Source organism: Dokdonia sp. Hel_I_63, assembly GCF_007827285.1.
GTDB lineage: Bacteria > Bacteroidota > Bacteroidia > Flavobacteriales > Flavobacteriaceae > Dokdonia.
Genome location: NZ_VISD01000001.1, coordinates 2,746,546 through 2,763,528, shown reverse-complemented (window position 1 = coordinate 2,763,528; position 16,983 = coordinate 2,746,546). Strand labels below are relative to the sequence as shown.

Annotated in this window: 18 protein-coding genes and 1 pseudogene; 7 read left to right on the top strand and 12 right to left on the bottom strand. The window is 36.9% G+C overall.

All coding sequences use genetic code 11. The features are described from left to right. Positions 1-4: 4 nt before the first annotated feature. Complete coding sequence (locus JM84_RS12050; protein ID WP_144784550.1) at positions 5-1,339, top strand: histidine kinase; 1,335 nt, start codon at positions 5-7, stop codon at positions 1,337-1,339. Between the two features lie 94 nt (positions 1,340-1,433). Here JM84_RS12050 and JM84_RS12045 read toward each other — a convergent pair whose 3' ends face one another. From JM84_RS12045 to JM84_RS12035, 3 genes are all read right to left on the bottom strand, one after another. Then, positions 1,434-2,279: a TerC family protein gene (locus JM84_RS12045; RefSeq protein WP_144784548.1), complete on the bottom strand. Its 846-nt coding sequence runs from the start codon at positions 2,277-2,279 to the stop codon at positions 1,434-1,436. Continuing rightward, the gene (locus JM84_RS12040) at positions 2,279-2,662 is read right to left on the bottom strand and encodes a DNA topoisomerase IV (protein WP_144784546.1); all 384 of its coding nucleotides are present in this window, start codon (positions 2,660-2,662) and stop codon (positions 2,279-2,281) included. The genes JM84_RS12045 and JM84_RS12040 overlap by 1 nt, the downstream gene beginning before the upstream one ends. A gap of 139 nt (positions 2,663-2,801) precedes the next feature. Next, complete coding sequence (locus JM84_RS12035) at positions 2,802-3,251, bottom strand: helix-turn-helix domain-containing protein (RefSeq protein WP_144784544.1); 450 nt, start codon at positions 3,249-3,251, stop codon at positions 2,802-2,804. A gap of 282 nt (positions 3,252-3,533) precedes the next feature. Here JM84_RS12035 and JM84_RS12030 point away from each other — a divergent pair, with 282 nt between their 5' ends. From JM84_RS12030 to JM84_RS12020, 3 genes are all read left to right on the top strand, one after another. Further along, complete coding sequence (locus JM84_RS12030) at positions 3,534-4,583, top strand: M14 family zinc carboxypeptidase (protein ID WP_186439128.1); 1,050 nt, start codon at positions 3,534-3,536, stop codon at positions 4,581-4,583. A gap of 132 nt (positions 4,584-4,715) precedes the next feature. Next, entirely contained in the window at positions 4,716-5,198 is a 483-nt protein-coding gene (locus JM84_RS12025) for an Lrp/AsnC family transcriptional regulator (RefSeq protein WP_013751723.1), read from the top strand. Between the two features lie 80 nt (positions 5,199-5,278). Next, on the top strand, positions 5,279-5,803 hold the full coding sequence (locus JM84_RS12020) for a DinB family protein (RefSeq protein ID WP_261375744.1): 525 nt from the start codon (positions 5,279-5,281) through the stop codon (positions 5,801-5,803). Here the strand turns inward: JM84_RS12020 and aroB are convergent. Continuing rightward, positions 5,800-6,879, bottom strand: coding sequence for a 3-dehydroquinate synthase (gene aroB, locus JM84_RS12015; protein ID WP_144784539.1), 1,080 nt, complete (start codon positions 6,877-6,879; stop codon positions 5,800-5,802). The genes JM84_RS12020 and aroB overlap by 4 nt on opposite strands. Before the next feature lie 90 nt (positions 6,880-6,969). On the opposite strand from aroB, the gene JM84_RS12010 reads away from it, so the two are divergent. Next, entirely contained in the window at positions 6,970-8,139 is a 1,170-nt protein-coding gene (locus tag JM84_RS12010; protein ID WP_144784537.1) for a proline dehydrogenase family protein, read from the top strand. Positions 8,140-8,234: 95 nt separating this feature from the next. On the opposite strand, the gene JM84_RS12005 is transcribed toward JM84_RS12010, so the two are convergent. From JM84_RS12005 to JM84_RS11990, 4 genes are all read right to left on the bottom strand, one after another. Next, on the bottom strand, positions 8,235-8,561 hold the full coding sequence (locus JM84_RS12005) for a DMT family transporter (RefSeq protein WP_144784535.1): 327 nt from the start codon (positions 8,559-8,561) through the stop codon (positions 8,235-8,237). Between the two features lie 119 nt (positions 8,562-8,680). After that, positions 8,681-9,169, bottom strand: a complete 489-nt coding sequence (locus tag JM84_RS12000) for a hypothetical protein (protein WP_144784533.1) — start codon at positions 9,167-9,169, stop codon at positions 8,681-8,683. A 103-nt stretch (positions 9,170-9,272) separates the two neighbouring features. Further along, complete coding sequence (locus JM84_RS11995; protein WP_144784531.1) at positions 9,273-9,575, bottom strand: hypothetical protein; 303 nt, start codon at positions 9,573-9,575, stop codon at positions 9,273-9,275. 304 nt (positions 9,576-9,879) lie between these two features. Further along, on the bottom strand, positions 9,880-10,500 hold the full coding sequence (locus JM84_RS11990) for a hypothetical protein (RefSeq protein ID WP_013751730.1): 621 nt from the start codon (positions 10,498-10,500) through the stop codon (positions 9,880-9,882). Positions 10,501-10,756: 256 nt separating this feature from the next. Between JM84_RS11990 and JM84_RS11985 the strand changes: the two genes are divergently transcribed. Next, complete coding sequence (locus tag JM84_RS11985) at positions 10,757-12,007, top strand: cation:proton antiporter (RefSeq protein ID WP_144784529.1); 1,251 nt, start codon at positions 10,757-10,759, stop codon at positions 12,005-12,007. Positions 12,008-12,130: 123 nt separating this feature from the next. Here the strand turns inward: JM84_RS11985 and JM84_RS11980 are convergent, their stop codons facing one another. From JM84_RS11980 to JM84_RS11960, 4 genes are all read right to left on the bottom strand, one after another. Next, positions 12,131-12,364, bottom strand: coding sequence for a hypothetical protein (locus JM84_RS11980; protein WP_144784527.1), 234 nt, complete (start codon positions 12,362-12,364; stop codon positions 12,131-12,133). A 340-nt stretch (positions 12,365-12,704) separates the two neighbouring features. Continuing rightward, positions 12,705-13,148: a hypothetical protein gene (locus JM84_RS11975; protein ID WP_013751733.1), complete on the bottom strand. Its 444-nt coding sequence runs from the start codon at positions 13,146-13,148 to the stop codon at positions 12,705-12,707. Positions 13,149-13,682: 534 nt separating this feature from the next. Continuing rightward, positions 13,683-14,309 (bottom strand): hypothetical protein, encoded by a 627-nt coding sequence (locus tag JM84_RS11970; protein WP_013751734.1) that lies wholly within the window; start codon positions 14,307-14,309, stop codon positions 13,683-13,685. A gap of 732 nt (positions 14,310-15,041) precedes the next feature. Then, entirely contained in the window at positions 15,042-16,298 is a 1,257-nt protein-coding gene (locus JM84_RS11960; protein ID WP_013751735.1) for an alpha/beta hydrolase-fold protein, read from the bottom strand. A gap of 480 nt (positions 16,299-16,778) precedes the next feature. Between JM84_RS11960 and JM84_RS15495 the strand changes: the two are divergent. Beyond that, positions 16,779-16,925, top strand: a pseudogene (locus JM84_RS15495) (group II intron reverse transcriptase/maturase); the annotation flags it as partial. Between the last annotated feature and the right edge of the window lie 58 nt (positions 16,926-16,983).

Below are 16,983 nucleotides of genomic sequence, written 5' to 3'. Positions count from 1 at the left end.
AAAAATGAAATATTATCTAAAAGAGTTTGCAAAGGCAAATATTGTAGGCTTAACAATATTTATCGTTCACAGTATTATATTGTATGTGCTGGGTAATCCTTGGTATGGAGATGGTGCAACAACCTTTTTTATACAAAACCAAATCTTCTCTGTAGCGCTATATGCAGTGAACACTATGGTTATTGTGAACTTTAGAAAACGTTTTACAGGCAGTCTGTTGAATTTAAAGGTGCTTACTTATGCGCTAATTGCGCATATTGTTGTGACTTTAATTACGGTTTTTTTGCTTCGATTAATACTTGTTACAGGATATTATAAAATATCATTTGATGAGTATATGGCTAGTGAAGGCCTTGAAGATTATATTTTCCCTTTTTTAATAACAGCCGTAGCAACTTCTTCATTCTATGCGGTGAGTCGCTGGAAGAATAAGCAGGAGAGTAAGGTAAAGCAGTCTAAAATCATTGCTGGAGCTGCTTCGGCAAAGTTTGATGCGCTTAAGAATCAGCTGGATCCACATTTTTTATTCAACAGTTTAAATGTGCTGGCAAGTCTTATTGAGGAAAACCCAAAACAGGCAACCAAGTTTACCACTTCGCTTTCAAAAGTGTACAGGTATGTACTGGAGCAAAAGAATAAAGAGTTAGTGCCGCTTGAAGAGGAGCTCACTTTTGCACGTACGTATATGAATCTCATCAAAATGCGTTTTGAAGATAGTATTGTGGTAGAAATCCCAGAAAATGCCTCGCATCAAGAATATAAAGTAGTGCCACTTTCCTTGCAATTATTACTTGAAAACGCTGTAAAACATAACCAGGTAACGCCTAACAAGAAGCTATATATTAAGATATACGAAGATGGTAATAAGCTCTTTATTGAAAATAACATCCAGGCCAAGCAGGTTGTAAAGAAGAGTAGTGGTGTAGGCTTGCAAAATATCAGGCAGCGATACAGTTTGCTATCTAATAGTGAAGTGCATATAGTAGATGATAGTGAGACTTTTCAAGTTGGGATACCGCTATTAACACAAGCAGAGCAAGTGACATTTGAGCCTAGGCAGAGCGAACTCCTTGCAGATAAACGTTACCAGCGTGCAAAGAAGAAGGTAGAAGACCTTAAAGGTTTTTACATTCACTTTACGATTTATGCGATTATGGTACCTGTGTTTATATACTTTAACGTGCAGTCTACAAGTTTTCCTTGGGCATTATTTCCTATACTTGGATGGGGCTGGGGAGTTGCTGGTCATGCATCAGAAGTATTTGGGTGGAGTCCTTTGTTTAACAAGGCGTGGGAGCGTAAAAAGGTAGAAAAGCTTATGGAAGACGAGAACTTTTAATCTAACGTCTTACTGCTTGTCATAGTCAGAACGAAAAGAAAAATCCCCTTGAAACGTAGTTTCAAGGGGATTTTTTATGTGAGCGTGTAGTGTATTACTTTTTTGTAAGGTGCTCTACGTTTTTCTTCATTTGGATTTGAGCACCAGAGTCTTTAGTCTTCATAGCGCGGTATTTAAAGTTTATAAACTCTACTAGAAGCGAGAACGCAATCGTAAAGTATAAATAACCCTTAGGGATAGCTCCTACGCTTGATCCAAAGATTTCTAGATGTGATAGGTGTGCGCCTTCTGCAATGAGCATAAAACCTATTAAAATTAAGAATGAGAGGCCTAATATCTGTAATGAAGGATGCTTTGCGATAAAGTTTCCTACAGGGTTTGCAAAAAGCATCATGATCCCAACAGAAATTACTACTGCAATCACCATAATGATTAACGCATCTGTTGGATTGTCAGAAAGGCCATTAGTCATCCCTACGGCAGTCAGTATAGAGTCAAAGGAGAATACAAGGTTGATTACTGCAATCTGCACAATGGCATTACCTAGTGTAGTAGAGCTCTTTTTTGAAATTTCTTCCTCCTCAAGTCCTGTCTCATCTACTTTTTCATGAATCTCGTGTACAGATTTCCAGATAAGAAAAATTCCTCCTGCAAGTAGTATTACAGCTTGCCAACTTATTCCTCCCGTAATCCAGCTTTGATTAATGTGCCAGAATGGTGCGCTTAGCGCAACCAACCATGAGATACCAAAGAGCAGTGCAATGCGCATACCCATTGCAAGGGCTAGACCTATATTTGTTGCCTTCTTGCGATCCTTTTGTGGGAGCTTTTCGGCGGCTATGGAGATAAAAATGATGTTGTCAATACCTAATATGATTTCAAGAAAGGTAAGTGTAAGCAGTGCTACCCAAGCATCTGCAGTGGTAAGAATGTCAAACATTAGTCAGTTGTTTTTTTGGCGATGCCACGTTGTTTGTTGGTTTCTCCTACAAGGGAGTACTCAAAGGTATAAAAATCTCCGTCAGTAGCTATTATTTTCATGTGTAGCGCCTTTTCCTCACTCATGCTTTTTGGGTTGAGCTTCTTGACGATGTACTCACAGTCGTTAATCCATCGCACAGAAGAGGAGTCTGCTTTACCTTTAAAGTAATCAATTTCTAGTGTATCATTACGTTTAAAAGTGGTTGCAACGAGTTCCCCATCTAGTAATGTTTCAAACGTGAATGTACCTGTTTTAAAATCTGTACAGTCACGTTCTGGACTTTCGCAGCTTAAAGCGAAAACACTAATTATCACAAAAAAAGCTTTCCATTGATTCTTCATAGGTAACAAAAATAAGACAGGAATGTGAGTAATAGAGAGTAAGTCTTAAGATATTTTAAAGAAGTAAAATGACTGAAAATTTCTTATCAAAAATGTACTCGTATTAAGGTGATTTTTGAAGAAGAGGCGTAGGTAAATTTTACATCTCATAACTCTCAAAAGTTCCATCTTCTAAGAATATAATCACTCTCTTGATGGGTGATTTTGAAGAGGAAAAAGCAGTAATGTTTTTGAGTGTTTTTTGCTCCGTGTTTGATGGTGGAATAGCGCTTGTTTTTGACGCAAATTCTTGAGCATTTTTTGAAGGTACATCAGCCGAAAAAGTAGTGTGGTTTGATGGAGTAGGAGCGGTGGTTTGCGGACTTGATTTTGTTCCATACAGAAGCCATTGTAATTCCACTTCTGGAAAGGTAGCAACAACGGTCATTACAAAGTCTAAACTGGGCTTATTTCTTCCAGCCATAAGATGAGATATGGTAGCTCTTCCTACGTGTAGTTTTTCTGAAAAAGCAGTTGCGCTCAATTCGTTTGCATCCATGATTTCTTGGAGGCGTTGGGCAAATTTTGTGTTGTTTATAAGTGTTTCCATTTGTATACAGCAAAGATACGTTACAAATGTAAACTATGGATGTTCTTATGTGTAAATAGTTAGTCTAGGTATGTAATTGTATTAAATTAATACTTTAGTAATGGCTCTTTAAAATACTGATTTTAAATAAATAGAGTTTTTATATAGTATTTTTTGTTTAATTGGGAGTAATCTTCCAGTAAAACGTTACTTCTGTATATAAAACGCACTGTTTACAAATGTAAACAGTGCGTTTTAATGAAGAGTTGTAAAAAAAGTATCTTTGTAGTCCAAAGAATACATATGGAGTTACCTGAGTTATTACAACTGTTTTCCCAATGCCGTGAAGAATCTATTTCTGGTAGATATATATCACCGGAATTTATCACTAATTTTGTCTCTCAATTATCGTCAGATTTTAGCGTTGATACCCTAGGGGCTTCGGTAGAGAAACGACCTATTCATTCGGTAGTTTTTGGTACAGGAAAAGCGAAGATTTTTATGTGGTCACAGATGCACGGAAATGAATCTACAACCACAAAATCTATGCTCGATTTTTGTTGTTTTTTAGAGGAACAAAAAGACTCAGATTTCTATAAAAAAGTGATTGAAAATTGTACCTTTTTTATGATCCCGATGCTCAATCCAGATGGCTCAAAAAACTGGACAAGGGTAAATGCAAATGAGGTAGATCTCAATCGCGATGCACAAGATTTGAGCCAGCCAGAATCAAAAATTTTGCGTGGTGTTTTTGATGCTTTTAAACCTGATTATTGTTTCAATTTACATGGTCAAAGAACCATCTATGGTTTTGAAGAAACAGGTAAGCCATCGATACTTTCCTTCCTTGCACCTTCGGCAGATGTGGAGAGGAGTTTCACATTTTCGCGAAAGCGGTCTGCAAGTATCATTGCTCATATCTTTAAAAATCTCGAAGAAGATCTTGATGGAAATATAGGGTTGTATAATGATGCGTTTAATAATAATTGTGTGGGTGATGCTTTTCAGGAAGCTGGAGTACCTACTGTGTTATTTGAAGCTGGTCACTATCCAGGTGATTATGCTAGAGAGAAAACTAGAGCTTATGTATTTGCAGCAATGCTATATGCGATTGAAGCATGCAGTAAGGAGCTGGAGTATGATGTAAGTGACTATAAAGGTATACCTGAGCATAGTGCTTGTTACTGTGATGCGCATGTAAAGGATGTAGACGGCAAGCGTGGGATATATTATGTAGAGCGTGTAGAGGGTGGGGAGATAGTTTTTGAACCAACAGCACTAGAGGCTTCGTTAAGTAATGGTAAATTTGCCCATGCTTTGCTAGATAGTGCACCTGCATTTAAGCTTCCATAATAATTATCGATTTAGAGCCCGTTTTAATGGGTAAAATGGCTGCGATAACGTTATCGTTAAATAGATTAAAATATTACAGAATAATCAGTATTATTCTATTATTTTTGCATTATACTCAAAATATATAGTTGCATGGCAAAATTTAAATTAGACGAGGTAGATCACCAAATTCTCGATATGCTTATCGAAAATACAAGGACTCCTTTTACAGATATAGCAAAAAAACTTCTTATTTCGGCAGGTACAGTTCATGTACGTGTTAAGAAAATGGAAGAGGCTGGAATTATTACAGGTTCCTCACTTACACTTGATTACGGAAAATTAGGTTACTCTTTTATTGCTTACGTAGGAGTGTACATTAATAAGACATCACAAACGACATTTGTACTTGAGCGCATCGCACAAATTCCATTTGTAACTGTGGCTCACGTAACTACAGGGAAGTTTAATATCTTCTGTAAGATACGTGCAAGAGATACGAATCATGCAAAAAACGTAATCTTCTTGCTAGATGATATTGACGGAGTGTACCGTACAGAAACGATGATCTCTCTAGAAGAGAGCATCAATGATAAAAAACGATTAATGCACTCTATCTTTCAAGACCTAGTGTAATTACAATAAGACTTCATTTTACTATAACCCTTTCTCTGTTGAGAAAGGGTTTTTTGTTACTTTTAGATTTTAAAACAAACATGATGATAACCACTAGCGCAGTTAAAGCAGGAGAGTACAATGAGTATTACAAACAGTATATAGATCAAGTGCCCGGCTCACTAGGTATCGCTCAAGCGCTAGAGAAAGGTATGGAAGAGACCCGAGACTTCTTTGCGTCGCTTTCTCAGAGTGAGTTGTTATTGCGTTATGAAGAAGGGAAGTGGACCCCTAAAGAGGTGCTGTTGCACATTATAGATACAGAACGCATTTTTAGTTATCGTGCGTTACGTTTCTCGAGAATGGATAGCACGCCTTTACAAGGTTTCGAGCAAGATGATTTTGTACTATCTAGTGGTGCAAACAGTCGCACTGTAGACTCTCTTATTGCCGAGTATGTCTCTGTAAGACAGTGTAGTTTATTATTATATGCGTCTATGACAGCGCAGACTATTGCAAACATAGGTACCGCAAGCGGAAGCCCGATGAGTCCTCGCGCAGCTGCATTTATCACAGCTGGTCACGAGCGTCACCACATTAGAATTATTAAGGAGCGCTATCTTTAATCTATAGTGCTAGCCTGGTAATAATCAAATGCTGCGTGGATAAGGTCATTTGAGACTTGCTTGTCTATTACTGGCTTTCCTATACTTTCTAGAAGTACGAAGTTTATTTGCCCATTGGCATTTTTCTTGTCATACTTTAAGTACTCGATGATGGAGGTTATGTCCGCTTTCGCGAAAGCTACCGCATCATACATATCGTTAAAGGTTGCAGTAATTTCGTCCAGTTCATCCTGTGATAAACCTGAAAGCGCCACCGAAATGAAGCTTTCCAAAATCATCCCAATTGCAATGGCTTCTCCATGCAACAAGGTTGTTCTATCCTCAGATGCTAGACAGTACGACTCAATGGCGTGACCTAAAGTGTGCCCATAATTAAGCGCTTTGCGCACATTTTGCTCACGTGGGTCTTCTATGACAATATCATTCTTAATAATAATGCTCTCGTAGATGAGTTGGCTCAAGTCATCTGTTGTCAATGCACTTAGATCTTTGAGCTTATCCCAATACACTCTATCTGCAACGAGACCGTGTTTATACATCTCTGCAAGTCCAGAACGTAACTCTTCTGGAGGTAAGGTAGCAAGAAACCCACCATCTATCAATACCATTTGCGGATTATTAATAACCCCAATTAAGTTTTTTAAAGTACCTAAGTCTACTCCGGTCTTACCACCTACACTAGCATCTACCATAGAGAGTAAAGAGGTAGGAACATTTATAAAATCCATACCACGCTTAAAAGTACTTGCTACAAAACCGCCAAGGTCTGTGACAACCCCACCACCTACATTGATAATAAGTCCTTTTCTGTCTGCATCAAGATTTGCTAGTGCATCCCATACTCCAGTACACGTTTCTATAGTCTTATTAATTTCTCCATGAGGAATCTCAATAACCTCAATAGGAATCTCTGTGGCGAGATTGCCTAAAAAAGGTGCAAGACAGTGCTCGTGTGTATGCTCATCTACGATAACGAATATCTTACTGTAGTTGCTCTGTAGTAGTAATACATTAAGGGCATCATATCCAGATTCATTAAAAACGATGTCGTAAGAAGCGGCTTGTATGGCAGTCATTATTTTTGAAATTTTAACGGTTGCAAATTACTCACTTTTGAGTAAAAAAAGTTTAAAGTGGGTGTATATTTGTGTAACAAATATATTGATATGCAAACCTCTCTTTTTGAAAATACTGAAACTGCATTTGCTCTTAAATCAGATAGCGAACTAGAACGCGCTTACTTTTTATTTAAAATGATTTCTAAAGAACCGCTCGTGCGCATAGGTACAGCGGCAGCTCGTTTTGCTCTTGGTGCAAACTTACCAGTAGAAGGTCTTATACGCTCTACAGTGTTTGATCATTTTTGCGGTGGTGTAAATGAGCAAGATTGCATGACCTCTGTAGATAAGCTGTATAGTGCAAATGTATGCTCTGTACTTGACTACTCTGTAGAAGGAAAAGAAGAAGCAGCCTCTTTTGATGAGTGTATGAATAAGGTAATAGGGCTAGTGAAGTTTGCAGACGAGAAAGAGGCGATGCCTATTGTTGTTTTTAAACCAACGGGCGTTGGTCGTTTTGCTATCTGGCAAAAGCTGACCGAAGGAGAAGAACTAGATGCCAAAGAGCAAGTAGAGTGGGAGCGTATCAAGGAACGTGTAAACGCAATTTGTAAGATTGCTTATGAGCGTGATGTAGAAGTATTGATAGATGGAGAAGAGTCATGGATGCAAAGCGCCGCAGATGATCTAGTGGCAGAAATGATGGCACTCTACAATAAGGAAAAACCTATTGTATATAACACATTACAATGCTACCGCCATGATCGCTTAGATTACTTAAAGAAATTACACCTAGAAGCTCGCGCTCGCGGATTTACTATAGGAGTAAAGGTTGTTCGTGGTGCTTACATGGAGAAAGAGAACAAACGAGCCAAAGAAAAAGGATACCCAACACCTATATGCGCTAGCAAACAAGCAACAGATGAGAATTTTAATGCTACTACACGTTATATAATTGAAAACCTAGATGACATCTCACTGTTTCTAGGAACTCATAATGAAGATAGCTCATTGCTTGCTGTAAAATTGATGGGTGAAATGGGAATAGCAAAGGAAGACAATAGAGTGTGGTTTGGACAGCTCTATGGAATGAGTGACCACATAAGCTTTAACCTCGCTAAGGAAGGCTATAATGTGGCAAAATACCTTCCATTTGGTCCTGTAAAAGATGTGATGCCTTACTTAATGAGACGCGCAGAGGAGAATACCTCAGTAGCAGGACAAACTAATCGTGAACTGGAATTGCTTAAAGCAGAGAAGAAAAGACGAAGACTATAATGACAATCACTTTTGAAGTATCATACTTATATAAAATAAACAGAAAGGTCTAGCATATGCTAGACCTTTCTGTTTAAAAATTCTAAGTAATTACATTAATTCGACACAAATTTTAAACCTACAATAGAAGCAATAAGGGTTGAAATAAAGAATAGCCTCCAGAAAGTAGCTGGTTCTTTAAATACAAAGATACCCAGTAGTACAGTTCCTACAGCTCCTATACCCGTCCACACAGCATATGCAGTGCCTATAGGTAATACACGAGTCACTTTTACTAGCAAGAGCATACTCACCGTCAAGCAGAGTAAAAAACCAATGTACCAGTAGGTACTCTCAGCTCCCTCGGCTTGTTTTGCTTTACCTAAGCATGTTGCGAAGCCCACTTCAAAAAGTCCTGCAATTATTAATAGTATCCAGTTCATTAGGTTGATTTAAATTATGTGTTACTTATTATTTCTACGTAGCAACCCCTTAAATATAAGCAAGTGATAAGCTTTGAGTAAAATATATAAGCCCTATAAATTTTATAGGGCTTCTTTCTTTAACTCGCTATCTGTAGCTTTTTATTAATAAGGGCACTCCAGCTATCTGCAAGTTGTATCTCGCCATTAAGTTGCATATTATCTACGTCGTATAATGTAAAGCTTACTTCTTGATTAGCGCCATTAGATGGAGTAAAAGCTAGAGCTACACGTTCTGTAATAGTAAGTTGCTCACCATAACTCTTTATATTTCTATGCCCTTTTACTGCCTGGCAGTTCTTTATAGTGGATAAATCTACAGAGGAAGATAGCGTTTGTCCATTAATTTCCTTGTAAAAGAAAATGGCATTTAATTCTTTATCTCTTCCTATCACAAAATCTCCACAAAACTCGTGATCACTTATAGTGTGATTTTGAGCAGTTGCGATATGATTAAGTGCTTGTAGCATTTTATTTTCTTTCTTCTTTTTATTAATGGCCATGATAACAAATGGCACGATGCAAATTGCTACAATTATTGTCCCTACGGTAATACTTCCTAAATCCATGATATTATTTTTTGATATTGGTATACTGGGCACTGCATTTATTGCAACGCCTTAAATGTTTTCCAGAAGCGATTATAACGTCCCGGAAGCAATACAAAATATATTACCAGAAGTAATGAAAAGGAAAGATGTGATCTGCCTTACGATGATGTGTCAAAACATTGATTGAGGTCTTTATGTACTGAGCATAAGTACTGCTAGTGAGTACATCTGTAGTACGTGATAAAGTTCCACAGCTAGAAACGAAATTCTTGAGACTAGGAACACTAATACTACTCGGCACCTCTATCACAACTTCAGACTGCGGTAACTCTCCAACAATAGTTGCCGAAACTGCGGCAGTTACTTTTTCTGTAGACGAAGAAGTAGTAGTATTATCACTTAGATTAACAAATGATGTATCCATAGCACTCATTTCAATACTGCAAAGGGCTACTAGAATAAATACACTTATATGTCTAAGAGTTGTTTTCACGCCGCAAATGTAATTTAGTTTTTTATACGGAAGTTCAATTAATAAAACTTTGTGAGTGATTTTAAGAGTTGCCATTCATCATAAATGGGCGTTTAGGAGAAAGTAGCGCTTTTGAATGAAAAGTATGTGATTAGAGAAGCACTAGGGGATGTTGTTACGCTTTCGCGAAAGCGTACTTAAAACCAATCATAACTAATAAGAGCTGCAAGAAGTGCTTTTAAAGTGATGCTGTGATTTAAGGCTGAAATAATCTAGAGACAATTGTAGTCGCAGCTGCTTTACTTCCTTTAAGCGAAGGATGAAAACCATCAGGGCCATAGTAGTCATAGTTATTGCTGGAGGTATAGTGTTTCTGCCAAGCGATACCAACAGGAAGTATAATGGCGTTATTTGTAGTTGCAGCGTCTTGATAATTCTGTATAACAGCATCTTGGGTATGGAGATATTGTAATGATGGCCATACCATAAAATATGCAAGCCTAGCATGGTATTTATTACAAAGGGCAGCATACTTTTTACCATAATCAATGAGCATATCGCGACCTTCTTGTTGTGATGACGGCCCTTGCTGAACGACCACATAGTCATACTTGCCAGTGGCGATGAGCTGCTGTATGTTGCCATCATTCCAGTGATCTTCTAGTGCATAATTAGGTAATGCAACCATGCGTGTCTTAATCTTTATACCCTTGGTTTTGGCATGTGCTTTTACAAGTTTGGGTAGATTATTAGTGTAGGTCAGGCTATTGCCTATAAAAAGGATTTTTATGTTGGGTTCTTTGGTTCCAGGTAACCACTCATTTGCGCTCAAGGTTGCGCTAAAACATAGATAAAGAATGATGATGAGGTGGCGCATGATTTTTTAAAATAAGACTGTCACTATAATAACGACCTAATGCACTAAAGATATCGAGATTTTTTACATTGAGCTATACTTTTGTTATCCGTTATAAAACAGACGTAGAGAAAACTTAACAAGCTTTTATGGCACTAGTAGCGCTATTATTTTTAACATTGTAGCGTGCCAGCTGGCTCTACACCAATAAATTTAACACAACATAGCAGTGGTACTATCTATGTGATAGAGGACTTGCGATTTAAGAAAAGAAACTATGGATTATTACATTATTATAGCAGCTTTGATATTTCTTGCAGCCATATTTGGGTTCATAAATGCGCGTTTTCTTAAGTTGCCTACTACCATAGGGCTTATGCTCATCACCATTGTGTACACCCTAGCTGTTTTCGCTTTAAGCTATTTTGATGATACCTTGCTCAGAGCCGAAATACAACTCATTAAGGAGATAGACTTTGAGAAAGTCCTTATGGACTATATGCTTAGTTTCTTACTATTTGCAGGAGCGTTACACACTAATTTTGAACAGCTTAAAGTGCAACGCTGGCCCATACTCGCCTTTGCAACCTTAGGGGTACTTGTCTCTACATTTCTAGTAGGTACGCTCGTGTTTTATCTACTACAATTATTAGGGCTCGAGGTAGACTTTATTTACTGTCTACTTTTTGGGTCTCTTATCTCGCCCACAGATCCTATTGCCGTACTTGGGATTCTTAAAAAAGCAAAAGTGCCTAAAAAACTAGAAACCAAAATTGTAGGAGAATCTCTCTTTAACGATGGAGTAGGAGTTGTGGTGTTTTTGACCATTTTTGGGATTGCGAGCGCGAAAGATAGTCCTGTGACACCGGTAGATATATTGACATTATTTGGTCAAGAAGTGCTAGGAGGAATACTGCTAGGGATGATTATAGGGTGGATTACCTATAAAATGATGAAATCTATAGATGATTTTAGTACAGAAGTAATTATCACACTTGCTGCCGTCATGGTGGGTACGGTGCTAGCAACAAAGCTGCACCTTTCTGCACCACTAGCAATGGTAGTTGCTGGATTATTAATAGGGAATGATAGAGTGCGCACAGCAGCAATGTCTGAGACGACAGAGCATTATGTAGATAAATTCTGGGAGCTTATAGACATCCTGCTCAACGCCATTTTATTTGTACTCATAGGGATGGAAATGCTCATACTTACGTATCAAAATAATTATTTACTTGCCGGAGTAATCGCCATACCTCTCGTACTCATAAGCAGGTATATATCACTGTGGTTACCTATAAGAGTCTTTAAAGAAAAGCTCGATTTTGTGCCAAAAACAAACCTCATAATGACCTGGGGCGGACTACGAGGCGGGATTTCTATAGCACTAGCGCTCAGTCTCTCTGAAGATATGTACAGAGATATGTTTCTCGTGATGACTTATATTGTCGTGGTATTTTCCATTTTAGTACAAGGTCTCACCGTAGAGAAACTTGTAAAAAGAACCTCACTATCTAAAGCTGATTAGTATTCTAATCAAGAAAAAGAGCCAGCCGCTTCTTCTTCTTATTACGGAGTAGGGTAGTTACGCTTTTGCGAAAATTTGAATGGGTGATGGTATTGCTATTTTTTCAAAATAGCGAATTGGAAATCATTGTTTTTGCAACCATTTCCTGATTTCCTTTCGCAAAGAAACTTCAGGTTTAGGCAACGGAATTGACTGTCTAGCCTGTTTACTTTTATTGAATTTTGAGAATGTAATCTTATGTTTTTTCCAAACCTCTGGATACAGCTCTAAGAACTTATTAAAGAAACTTTGTTCATTTACATGTCCTTCTATCTGCGATAATACCTCTTTAAATTTTTCCTCCTGATCTATAAACATATTGTTATTGCCCTAAAATAGGTTAGTGTAATGTGCTTTGTGGTCTTGTTTTAAGATGAAGAGTCGGTCCTTTGGTTTTGGCCTTATCTTTTTCTCCTTTTACTGTTATTCAAAAATCATAGACCATACATAGTCTTTTGTCATTAAAAACATAAAAATTCCAATTCCAATGCTTACGAAAAAAATCTACTTCTTTTTTTGAGCTCTTTGTTCCATATTATAATTGTTTTGAGAGTGTTACCCCCAATTAACGCCAACAGACCCGTATAGCTTGTCGTGAGCTTGCCTAATGGATACGGTGATGTGATAGGCGTACTCTGTTAGTTGCTAGCAGAGCCGTCTACTCGATTGGCAATAATAATTTTTCAGTTCTGTTATCAGTAAAAATGGATTTTGAGTTTTCAATTAATATTCTAAGAAGCTTATTTATATCAGAACTATCTATATCCTTTATTTGAAATTCAAATTTTCGTTCACTGTTTAATTTGACTATTAACTTATTATCATTGATATTTATCTTGTCAATTTCATTAAATTTAATCGTTCTATCAGTTATCAAATTAAGCTTAATCACAATTCCTAATTTATTATACTCTACATGATTTTTATACCAAAATCTTTTGCTGAGCATAATAATCAAAATCACAAAGCCTAAACTTGTAATCAGTCCATTTTTATAGTTTAAAAGTAGTCCGAAACCTACTGATAAACATAACGATGCTAATATTAAAAGAGCAATTCTAGTCCAATTCCAAGATAAATTTTCAAAATTTATTTTTTTCATTTTCCTATTAATGATTTAATTAATTTAAAAACATATAAAATCGCCATTAATGACGTTATTCCGCAAATTAAATATTCCGATTTTGAATAATAAGTTATTCCGCCTATCATTCCGAATGCAGTCCACAATAGATTAGTCAAAATTTCAGTTTTGTTCAATTTTTTCGTCTTTTCTTGTTGTTCAGTCATACTATTGTCACCAGTCCACCGTATAAAGTGAGAGCGGCTCTCGATAGTTATCGGGATTGCTGGTTTGATTTAACGTATGGTTTTATTTGTTCGATCTAAATATACAATGAATTTTGGAGTTGTATGCCAGCTGTAGTATTTCCATGGTTTCTGCTTTCATATAGACTTTTTGAAAGCATAATGGAAGGTAGAGAAGAGGGTAAGTTTGATAAACAAGCCTTTGCCATCATAAAAATCAGGAAGACCCTGTGATGAAAATTATAGATCAAAATTAGCTTAAAAGCTTGTGCTGAGCTCTGTAGAAGTAGGCTTGTTTTTAACTCAGTTTTTTGCTGGCAAATCGTTTTTATTTAAAATACTTTTTGGCATTTTCCCAAATTTGATATTTGCTATGTTCTCCTAAATAATAATAATATTTTCCATCTGGTTTGATCAGAATATAATTTCCATATCGAACCTTATAAGGGAAAAATAGCTTGGAAAATAAATTATCTTTATCAGCTATCCAATTTATTTTTTTAGAATGATTGTATTCGAGATTATCGCATTCAGTTGAGTTTATCCAGAATTGATTAATATTTGCGATTTTATGCAGTTTTTTTGTGTAATTTCTATCAAAAATATTCCATGCTGATTTTGAGGAAGTGTTTCTATCTTTTTTTGGAAGTGGTGTTAAGTAATTAATTACAATATTTTGAGTCGAGTCAATTTGCTTATCAGTCAATTCTGTTAAGTATAATTTCAAATTTTCAAAAGTATTTTTGTTAAGTTGTCCGAATTTTTTTCGTGTCACTAATAAAGCTATTTGAGTTGTATCGTTCTCAAAATATAAGTCCAAATTTTTAACATAATCTTTGTTTTCAATGAATTCCTGTTTGTCAATTTTTTCTCCGCTTTCATTGTAGAAAGCTATTGGTTTTGTTTGTCCAAAAGACAAACAAGAGAATAGGATAAATGCAATTGCTAATCTCATAAACTATTTTTTTACTTAAATGTTTGCTAGCAGGCCACTGCATAAACCGAACGCAGCTCCCAATAGCTATCGGAATTGCTGTTTGTATTAGTTTGCGGCATTAATTGTTTGATCTAAATATACAATGAATTTTAGAGTTGTGCGCCGCACGTAGAGCTTTCAAACTTGCCTCCGACGAGCGCAGCGAGAGGAAGGCACAACATTCGCTTTATGCTGTAGTTGTGGCTGGTTGCAACAACGTTTCGCACTTTCTATGTTTTAGATATATACCCTAGACATTTTTGAGCCCTGCCTCCGACGAGCATGGCGAGAGGAAGGCATCAAAGAACCGCTTAGTCATGCCATAACCGATAATCAATAAGAAGACACCAAGAGCTTTAAAATCCTAGCGGATTTACTCTAACTCGATCTATACCCAACTCTTCGATATTTCAATGACTTTTGAGGTGTTCTGATTTTGAAGCGGAGCCATACGACGGCGGGAATTTGCAAGACAGCGCTTATGCTTGGAGTCGCACAAGAATGGGAGGATGGGCAGTCGCTCAAAGCCCTATACTAGGCACTACAATTACTATTAAACGGTTAAAAATCAGAGGTTATGTTAGTTTAATTGAGTACTACAAGCGAACTGTATAATTATTGAACCGCCGTATACGAGACCCGTACGTACGGTGGTGTGAGAGGCGCACTCTGCTAGTTGCTAGCAGAGCCGTCTACTCGATTAGCCTTTCGTTATTTTTTATTTAGAGCTTCAATTCTTTCTTTATAGTAATCGTCACCACTTAATTCATAGGCCTTGTTTAAGTATTTTAAGGCATTCTCTTTATCGCTTTGAGATTCATAATACTCAGCCATAGAATCATAAGCATTTGCACTTGTTGGATTATACTTAATATTCATTTCAAAAAACATGAAGGCCTTTTCAGGTTGTCCCATTTGCATATTCATGTAGCCATAGCCATTTAACATTTCATCTATCATTGGTGCAGTAGGAACACCAAAATGTTCGGTATAAATTTGTTCCTGCACCTTCAATAGCGAAACCAATTCTTCTATAGGGGTTTCTGGGTTATTATATTTTTGAGGTGATTTAAATTGATACCATTCAAAAAGAAAAATCAGCCCATCTCTTATTGATGGTAAGGGAACTGTACCATGTAAATCTTCATTATAAACTTTCCATGAAAAATTTAATCCATTCTGTTTTTGAGATTTAGTATAATTTGAAAATTCAATGATTGAACGCGCAAACAAAGTAAATTCTGAAGAGTCATCCATAATATTCTCCATGTTTATTTCTTCATTCCACATATGTAGCTGCTCTGCAGCTAAAGACACAAAGAGGGACTTGCCTTTATAACTTTCTGTACTCAGCTTTTGTTTTGCCTCCTTCAATAATTTTTGGTCATCCCAATCCAAACTTGGATCTATGGCTATATAGTTTTGAAAGAGATGTTTATGATTAACCAACATATTTATAGTAAACAATCCGGCATAAGAATGTCCAATTAATGTACGATAGTTCATAGTTGGATACTTACTATCAATATATGGGATGAGTTCCTCCTCCATAAATTTAGTAAAGATTTCTGCACCTCCAGTTTCATCGTTCATTGCACTACCGCGTCTCATTTTTATCTGCGAAGTAGTTAAATCTCTTATTCGGTTGTTGCGATTAGAAATCCCAACAAGTATCATATGTGGCAGGTAATGCCCCCAATAATTACCATAAACAGCTTCCAAAGTACTTTCTAATGAAAATCCATCAATTAGATAAATCACGGCATATTTTTCATCACTATCTGGCCGAAAATTATCTGGTAATCTTACCCAAAAGTCACGGCTTTCACTTAAAGTTTTAGAAAATATGGAATCCACTATTCGATTTTGAAATTGCTCTGTTTGGGGAACAGTTGTTTGTGCAATTGCATGTTGATTTACCATTAAAATTGATCCGATAAGTATAAATAAGTAGATGTAATATTTCATTATTTTTTTTTGGATTTAAATATAAATCTAAATACACAAGTTAGACTCAGAATTTATATTGGTTATTAGTTGTTCATAATGAAGGCTAACAGGCCACTGCATAAAGCGAGTGCGGCATTTTGCTGATTTGCTTTAATTTGCGGCATTGATTGTTTGATCTAAATATACAATGAATTTTAGAGTTGTGCGCCGCGCGTAGAGCTTTCAAACTTGCCTCCGACGAGCGCAGCGAGAGGAAGGCACAACATTCGCTTTATGCTGTAGTTGTGGCTGGTTGCAACTACGTTTGAGCTTTCTGTAATTATGATGTGTACTTTAGACATTTTTGAGTAGTGGCCTGTGGACGGCTGATTGGTAGGGTGGGAGCTTTAAAATCCTAGCGGATTTACTCTAACTCGATCTATACCCAACTTTTCGATATTTCAATGACTTTTGAGGTGTTCTGATTTTGAAGCGGAGCCATACGACGGCGGGAATTTGCAAGACAGCGCCTATGCTTGGAGTCGCACAAGAATGGGAGGATGGGCAGTCGCTCAAAGCCCTATACTAGGCACTACAATTACTATTAAGCGGTTAAAAATGAGAGGTTATGTAATTTTAATTGAGTACTATAAACGAGCTGTATAATTATTGAACCGCCGTATATGAGACCCGTACGTACGGTGGTGTGAGAGGCGCACTCTGC